Here is an 8014-nt window from a genome sequence, read left to right on the forward strand (position 1 = left end):
CCGGTGCTGAAATTTCTTGCAGCCATTTCCTTGAAATCCGCTAAATGAATCGGGATACTGGCATTTTTCCTGAAAAGAAAAAGATCTCCTGCCCCACTCACCATAGCTTTCTCCAACAGATCTTTTATGGCTGCCTGGTAGCCTGCTTGATAGTCGTCGGTTGTCTGTTCGACGGATTCGGTGTTTGCAGCTGATTCTTTTTTCTTGGCGATAAAGTCATCGAGGTCTGGTTGCGCCACCTGATAGCCTTCTTTTCGGGTCTTTTGTATAGCTGGCAGGTCTCCTTGACGGATCCAACGCAATACAACTTGTCTAGAACTCGTAAGGCCTTCTTTTTCAAGCATGGTGAGTACTTCAGAGACGTTTAACATGTGACTCCCCTTCCTTTTATCTTTACTTTACTATATTTCGAAGTAAAGTAAAGATAAAAGGAAGACAGAAGGCTTCTGAAAAAGATTTATCTGTCGTTTATAGACAACTATCTATTATGAAGGGTCAGATTATGGTAATGAAATCATGAGATCACTCTTCCATTTTTGTTCTTTGTGCTCGCTAGGAAAAACCTGATGCTAGTTAAGAATCCATATAAAACTTTTAATGTTACTAATGCAGTATTTGAATGAGCTACGTAGAACAAGGATCTCGCTGTATATCCATATTTCTTCTTAAATCTCATATAAGAAGATTGGTACACAATAAAAGAATGTGATTCATCGTAGTTCTAACAGATAGAAACACAATGCTGGTATCTATTTCTACTGCTGCACTATCTATCTTGCAGTAAATGATAGACTTTCATAAATAATTCCTTGTTAAATTCAAAGAGGTAGTCAAAATCAGGTGTAGATTGATCTCCGGGGACTTGCGGAATCACTTTATTTAGATAATCTTCTCTCAGTTCCTCTTTAATCGTCTCGATTTTTGGAATAAGTTCAATTGAAACATCCTTTATACTAAACATTTTATCAATAATATAAAGATTATCCGGATTTAATACCTCGTCATACAAATCAATGTGTTTAATATTCGTTAAAATCGTATAGATATCAAAAAGGTCCCGTGCTCTTTTTTTATTCATTCCGACCGTGTACTCAGGGAGCTGCTGGCAAGAAGCTCTTATTTTTTCATAGATAATCATCAAAGGGCTATATAAATACACATCGATATCATCGATTGTCTCTTTAATTCTGGGATCTGTGTATTCATCAAAACTTAAATCGATTTGTATTTTCTTTTTCCCGTCTTCTATGGATTCAGCAAAAGCATTGATATTTTTGAGTTGTGCCTCGGAGAGGGTGTTGAAAACCTCTTCTTTTAAAATACTAAAGTCTATTTTATATCCCCCCCAGAACGGAGGCGTCCATTTCTTTTTGGTTGAAGGTTTCTCTTCAAATTTAAAACTGACCACTTGATAGCCCAATTGATTAAATTCATTTTGAAGACGCTCAAGAAAGAGAGGGCCGTCTTGTTCTTTTGACAAACGGATATTCTCTTTGATAGAAAAATCTAAATCTTGAGATTCTCTATCGGTTAATCCTTGCAGTTTCATGGCATTTCCGCCCTTTAAGGTCAAAATATCCTCTAGTTGAGGTGTAGAAAAAATCGCTTTTATTACAGTTAGGCGTATTTCATCAGCGTTCATATAGGTATCCTCTCAGTCTAACTAATCAATATTCTAATTCCTATATCATACTATTCATTTAGAGGGGAGTCTATCAAGAACGGTTAAATCAAAGCTATGGTATATATACCATAGCTTTGATTAAAACGAGTGAATATGATAGAATCACAGTACAATAGATAGCTATGGTATATATACCATAGCTATTCGGGTAAAGTCATTACTATAGGAGAGTCGCATCATGATAGATATAGATACCATTAATAAGATCCTAAAGCAAAACAATTTAAAAAGGGACACGTATAAGCTCGTAGCGAATCAAGACGTGCTGAAAGACTTGGGAATCAAATATGGAAATATTTTAAATAGGTCTTCTCTTATAAAGATTTTAGGAACTTTAAAAGAAAATCACGGCGTTCCGGAACGAACCAGTCTCAGTTTACTGACACACTATCTTCAAAATGTCTTAAAGCTCTTTTCTAAAATAGAACTATACTCTGAGAAAAAAGGAGAGAAGGTTACGCGATATATTAGTACATATGTTAAAGTTTCCCCTTATGAAATTGCCTTATCCTTACTCTCAAATTCCTTTTTGTCTCATTATAGTGCCCTTTACGTCCATGATTTGACGATTAATAATCCAAAAGAAATATACATTAATCGAGAACAATCTAAAAAACCAATAAACAAAGAAAACGCTGTTCTCACGCAAAGAAAAGTAGATTATGCCTTCTCAAAGGAAATGAGACAAACCAACGATATCTATAATTTTGCATACCAGGGCATCTATTATAAAGTTCATATTTTAAATGCGAAGAATACGAATAAAACAGGAATTATAAAGAAAACTCCTATAGGCTTTTCGAAGGCTGTTCAAGTAACAAATAGGGAGCGTACACTATTGGATTGTACGATTCGTCCGAGATATAGTGGAGGCGCGATAGAAGTGTTAGAGGCTTATTATGCAGCCAAAACGGATCTTATTGTTCCATTGCTTGCAGACTATCTGAAAAAGTTTGATTACATTTATCCTTATGAAAAATCTGTCCTTTTTTATTTAAAGAATACAAATTATCCCAAAGATACCATCGCTATAATCGAGGACATGCTGGCTCATAGCCCGAATCGGCATATAAATTTTTACGTAGATTACCAGATACCAAGAAAAAAAGAAGACGAAACTATAGGTATTTTTTATCCTTCAGAAATAGATGAAGTCAAAATTGAATATTATGACAGCCATTCCGCTCAAGTAAAGGTGAGGAGACTTTCAAATCAGGAACTGGGAAAAGATACATACCAAATTGGTTCGGTTCATCTATATGACAGCACCGGAGAGGAACTACTAACTTTAGATACTTTTACCTATGTTTACGATAATTACGAAGAAATAATGTTAGATATTTCCAGGAAATTTCATGTTTTAAAAGAAAATATTACTATTATTGGGTTTATAACCTAGTTTACTGCCAACACCTAACAAGGAACAAGTAAAAAACCGTCAAATAAACGTTTAGATAGTATTTCGAGATTAAATCCACCTAGTTAAGCGTTTTATACATAACTAAGCGGAAAATGTAGCGATATAAAGGGTTAAGCCGAATTAGGTACAACTTTTTCGGGAATGCAGGTTATAAACAAGAAGATTAAAAGGAACTAAAAATTGTACAAGAAGAAAATATTAATAAATTATTTTGTGTTCAAAATCAAAACTATCCAAAAAGAGTGGTATTAGGTATCAGTAGTAACTATACCTATCATTCTTTCAAAAATAAAATAAGTGCGATTGAGACAGAAACTTTAAATAAGAGCCTTAAGTTGAACGGAAATATTATTAGATGAAATATCTTATCTGAATTCACTACGCTCATTCAAAAAAACTCGAAGTGTTTAAGTGTTTGTGGCAAGATAAACGTACATACAATTGCAGCGCAAAAGTACATAGCTCCGCAAGCAGCTTAGGGTAAAATAAAAAGCCATTGCGGGCGTCCTGAAATTCCTCTAAAGTTATAGTTCCGACACTGTAACTGGAGGTAAGAAAGGGAATGCTCGCAATGACCGATATTAATACTATATAGGTTGAATTAAATACTTTACATCCGCACGCACAGTCGGTCAATCACTTCAAGGGGACGCCCGTTCACATCGGCTAAGAAACCGCGGACCGCCTGTTTGATTTTCTGGACGTGGTCAAAAAAAACATTGTTGATGACCGATTCCTTGAGCCACTTCCATACGCCTTCCATCAGGTTCAACTGAGGGCTGTAGGGAGGGAGGAAGATGAGTGCCAGGCGCCCAGCGTTTTCTTTAAGAAAAGGCTGGATCAGCTTGGCGTGGTGGATACGGGCATTATCCAATACCATCACGATTTTTCCGGTGGGGTATTCCCGCAACGTCCGCTCCAAAAAACGGAGGAAGGCCGCTGCGTCGTATGCCCCTTCTTCCGTACAAATGATCCGACCGGTTTCATAATCCAAGGTGCCGATCAATTTCACCCCTTTGTGTTGTCCGTAAGTGGGGATTTTCCGCTGGTGGCCGCGGAGAAATCAGGTGCAGCCAATGGCTTGGTAATCCCGGATCATGGTTTCGTCCTCGAACAGGAGGTGGTCAATGTCGCTATTCAGCAATTTTTTTTTAGGCTCGGGAAGGTTTCTTCCAAAAACACCTGTTGTTTCTTGGAATCCGCTTTTTTGAGGGTATACGTCGGACGAGTCCAGCTTAGTCCTAGCCGGTGAAGGAGGTCCGCCACGCCTTTTTGCGTATATCCATAACCCCATTCCCGGAGAATCAGGTCACACACAATCGCCAATGTCCAATTGGCACGGGATTTGAAACCTACTTCCTCCGGAGTGTGGTAGGCGACGATTTGAACCAGTTCCGCTTCCTGTTCATCTGTCAGCCGTGAAGGTCGTCCGCTTTGTTTTTTGGAGACTAAACCTTGGATTCCATTATGGCAGTAATTTTTCACATAGTGGCTGACAGTATGCTCGTCGCGGCCGATGGTGTGCCCGGCTTCTTTCCGGGTGTGGCCTTCGAGAACCAACTTGACTGCCAGGCAACGCTCGTACAACCGGCGGTTGTCTGTCGTAGTCATCGCTTTTTCCAATTCACGGATTTGGCGTTCTGTTTCCATGTTCCCCACTCCTCAAGTGTTTTCTTTAGTATACGCCTACAGGAGGAAAAACGAATGCAATTTAACTCAATTTATATAGTCAGCTTTTGCTGCTCTCTTCATTCCCATGTGGACTATAACGTAGCAAAGCGTTATTCTATGAATCTTAAATACACCTAATGGCTATTGTACAATAGACCCCTCAGCCTCATTTTGGGCAATCCCTTCAAAAAGGAATCCTAGCCAATAATCCTGCCTTGTGAACATTGAAACCAAGTATGTTCTCAAGATGCAGATTGTTTCCCTAAATTGGGCACATTAATTAATATTTTAAGTACACATAAAGCGAATAAAATGTTTCTTAAACTACATAAAGGCAAAAAAGTGCCCATTGATTCATAACGGTCATGTGACGGATAATACACACATGTACCATATGATTTAGGAGGTTATATTATGTATAAAATAGTTACTGATTCATGTTGTGATTTATCGTATCAATTTTTTGAAAAAGACAATCTAGAATTTCTTCCAATGGAAGTGATGTTAGATGGGAAAACTCTGCGTGATGACCTGGGATTGACGTTTGATATAGATTCTTTTTACACAGCCTTAAAAAATGGCTCTATGCCCTCCACAAGTCAAATCAGTATAGGTAGGTATCTAGAATTTTTCAAAAGTTGTGCAAAACAAAATATCCCAATCATTTATATCAGTTTGTCCTCGGGAATGAGTGGATCTTACCAAAGTGCCCTCCAAGCAGTAGATCTATTGAAAGAAGAATACCCTGATGCCGAAATAGCTATTGTGGATTCCTTATCAGCAAGTGCTGGGCAAGGCTTAATGGTCTATAATGCGGTGCAAAAGCAAAAAGAAGGGTATAATTTTCTTGAGTTAGTGAGTTGGTTAGAAGCTAATAAACGATCTTATCAGCATTGGTTCACAGTTGAAGATTTAAACCATCTATACAATGGAGGTAGGATTTCAAAGGGTGCTGCAGCAATCGGTGAACTATTAAGCATTAAGCCCATTCTTTCAGTAAATAAAGAAGGAAAGTTAGAAGTTGTTGAAAAAGTAAGAACAAGAAAAAGAGCCTTTCAAAGAATGACTGATCAAGTAGTGCAGGCATTAGAGGCTGCTGACGACAAGACCGTTTTCATTGCAACCAGCGGTGATAGAGCCGGCGCCGAATGGTTGAAGGAATCTATTTTAGCGAAGTCCCATCCAAAATCAATCGAAGTCTTAAATATGGGACCTACGATTTCAAGTCACACAGGCTACGGCTGTGTTGGCGTTTTTATCAAAGGGATTGATAGTGGTGTATAAATTTATTAGGGCGAGAGTTCTGGGCAACTCTTGGATGGGTTCCCGTAGAGTAAAAATAATATAATGAAGGAGTTCGGAGTATGGATCCAGAAATAAAAATCGATCGCAGAATTCGAAAAACAAAACAAGCAATACAGCAAGCAGTAGTTAAGCTCTTATCAGACCAAAATTTAGAATCCATCACAATTACACAAGTCGCAGCAATGGCCGATGTGAATCGGAAAACATTTTACAACTATTATGAGAGCACTAACCAAGTACTTGAGGAGATTGAAAATGACATTGTTCAATCATTTGACGAAGTTATTTCTACCATAAATATGAAAAAAGACTTTAAGTCTCCAACCTGGATCTTTGAATCTCTGACAAACATCATACAACAGGATTTTGAATTTTATAGTGATTTAATGCAGTCAAATAAAGTCGGGGATATCAACTTGATTGCAAAAATATCTCAAACGTTAAAACAACGAGTGATAGCCAATTTACATTTAGATATATTTGAAGATGATTTTACTAGAGATTTGACTATTAATTATGTAATAGCCGGAATGATGGAGGTTTATCAAGAGTGGTTACGCGATCCGAAGAAAATCCCTTTAGATGAATTGTCAAAAAAAATGAGCCTCATAACTTTTTCAGGTGTTAATGGGATTTTAGGTGATGGAAAAAATGAGTAATATTATTGACTATGTAAGAAGAATGAAAGATGTGCCCTTTGAAATAGCGCCACTAAACGAAATTGACAGCCTCATTTTCTCACAGTTAGCGTATTTGGATTATAGTTTGTTACCCACGAAAGAAAGCTATTCTTTTCTTGAAATTTACAATTCCAATTTGGTACCGCTTCTGGTAAAAAGAACTTGGAATGCAGAAAACAATAGCCTATTATTTTCTGAGATTTCTACAAGTACTCGTTTTAGATCAATAAAAGTTCATGAGGTCATCAATTTAATAAGTGAATCAGAAGAAACGCAGTTTTCTGCCGTTACGTTTGAATTGTCTAATAATCACTATTTCCTTTCTTTCCGGGGTACCACATCCACTTTTGTTGGTTGGAAAGAAGATTTGAATATGTCTTATTTAACAATAATTCCATCACAGAAATCAGCCGCTGACTACTTGGAAAGGATACACGATAAATTTGGGGGTAAATACTACCTAGGTGGACATTCAAAAGGGGGAACATTGGCAGTATTCGCAGCCGTATTTACTAAACGTGAAATAAATGAAAATATCATAAAAGTTTTTAATCATGATGGTCCAGGGATACATAGTTCGTTACATTCTTCAGATCAATTCAGAAAGACTAGAAACAGAATACAGAAAATTGTTCCAGAAGCTTCTGTTGTAGGAATAATGTTAGAAGAAGAACGGGATTTCTCCATAATAAAAAGTAGCGCATGGTCCATCCTACAGCACGACCCTTACACATGGTTAATAAATGAAGATAAATTTCTTAGAACGCCCTCTACCACAAGATTTTCCAATTACACACAAAGAACTATTTCCTCATGGGTAAGCGCTATCGATGAAGAAACCAAGAGAAATAGCTTAGCTTCCCTTTATGAAATCACCAAATCTATGGAAACGACGTATCTAGCCGATGCGGTTGAACAATGGCCTAAAAATATTAAAATTTTAATAACCGGCGTAAAATATGCTGATAAAGGTATACGGAAAGATTGGGGTATTGTCACAAAAACGCTCATTGAAGTTTCAATGAAGGAAGGAACGCAAAGTATAAAGAGGATTCATGGATAATATATTTTGACTAAACCTGCGCACCAAAAAAACTGTGACCAGCTCATTGCTATCCTCGGAAAAAGCAAACATATATCGCGGAATGCTCAGCCTTGCTTATTATACTTTAGTTCTACTTTCTCTACTTTATAAAAAAGTACGTACGTTAACTGCTTAGCCATGTACTCTGGCGATTGGCAATAAAAAAAAAA

6 protein-coding genes and 1 pseudogene are annotated in these 8014 nt (G+C 37.3%); 4 read left to right on the forward strand and 3 right to left on the reverse strand.

What is annotated here, in order from left to right; all coding sequences use genetic code 11:
- Positions 1-371: helix-turn-helix domain-containing protein (locus BLV66_RS15150; RefSeq protein WP_143033146.1), on the reverse strand; the 371-nt coding region annotated here is incomplete at its 3' end.
- 395 nt (positions 372-766) lie between these two features.
- Complete coding sequence (locus BLV66_RS15155; protein WP_086987718.1) at positions 767-1642, reverse strand: nucleotidyl transferase AbiEii/AbiGii toxin family protein; 876 nt, start codon at positions 1640-1642, stop codon at positions 767-769.
- A gap of 220 nt (positions 1643-1862) precedes the next feature.
- Here BLV66_RS15155 and BLV66_RS15160 point away from each other — a divergent pair, with 220 nt between their 5' ends.
- Positions 1863-3083, forward strand: a complete 1221-nt coding sequence (locus BLV66_RS15160) for a hypothetical protein (RefSeq protein ID WP_086987717.1) — start codon at positions 1863-1865, stop codon at positions 3081-3083.
- Between the two features lie 631 nt (positions 3084-3714).
- Here BLV66_RS15160 and BLV66_RS15165 read toward each other — a convergent pair.
- A pseudogene (locus tag BLV66_RS15165) lies at positions 3715-4754 on the reverse strand (IS630 family transposase).
- A 435-nt stretch (positions 4755-5189) separates the two neighbouring features.
- On the opposite strand from BLV66_RS15165, the gene BLV66_RS15170 reads away from it, so the two are divergent.
- From BLV66_RS15170 to BLV66_RS15180, 3 genes are all read left to right on the forward strand, one after another.
- Positions 5190-6059 (forward strand): DegV family protein, encoded by an 870-nt coding sequence (locus BLV66_RS15170; protein WP_086987714.1) that lies wholly within the window; start codon positions 5190-5192, stop codon positions 6057-6059.
- A gap of 80 nt (positions 6060-6139) precedes the next feature.
- Positions 6140-6739: a TetR/AcrR family transcriptional regulator gene (locus tag BLV66_RS15175; protein WP_086987713.1), complete on the forward strand. Its 600-nt coding sequence runs from the start codon at positions 6140-6142 to the stop codon at positions 6737-6739.
- Complete coding sequence (locus tag BLV66_RS15180) at positions 6723-7823, forward strand: Mbeg1-like protein (RefSeq protein ID WP_086987712.1); 1101 nt, start codon at positions 6723-6725, stop codon at positions 7821-7823. Before BLV66_RS15175 ends, BLV66_RS15180 begins: the two co-directional genes overlap by 17 nt.
- Positions 7824-8014: the final 191 nt, after the last annotated feature.

The sequence above is a fragment of the Trichococcus collinsii genome, assembly GCF_900107505.1.
GTDB lineage: Bacteria > Bacillota > Bacilli > Lactobacillales > Aerococcaceae > Trichococcus > Trichococcus collinsii.

Coding starts and splice junctions, on each gene's coding strand:
- BLV66_RS15175 (WP_086987713.1), top strand. CDS start 6,140: ATGGATCCAGAAATAAAAATCGATCGCAGAATTCGAAAAACAAAACAA.
- BLV66_RS15170 (WP_086987714.1), top strand. CDS start 5,190: ATGTATAAAATAGTTACTGATTCATGTTGTGATTTATCGTATCAATTT.
- BLV66_RS15155 (WP_086987718.1), bottom strand. CDS start 1,642: ATGAACGCTGATGAAATACGCCTAACTGTAATAAAAGCGATTTTTTCT.
- BLV66_RS15180 (WP_086987712.1), top strand. CDS start 6,723: ATGGAAAAAATGAGTAATATTATTGACTATGTAAGAAGAATGAAAGAT.
- BLV66_RS15160 (WP_086987717.1), top strand. CDS start 1,863: ATGATAGATATAGATACCATTAATAAGATCCTAAAGCAAAACAATTTA.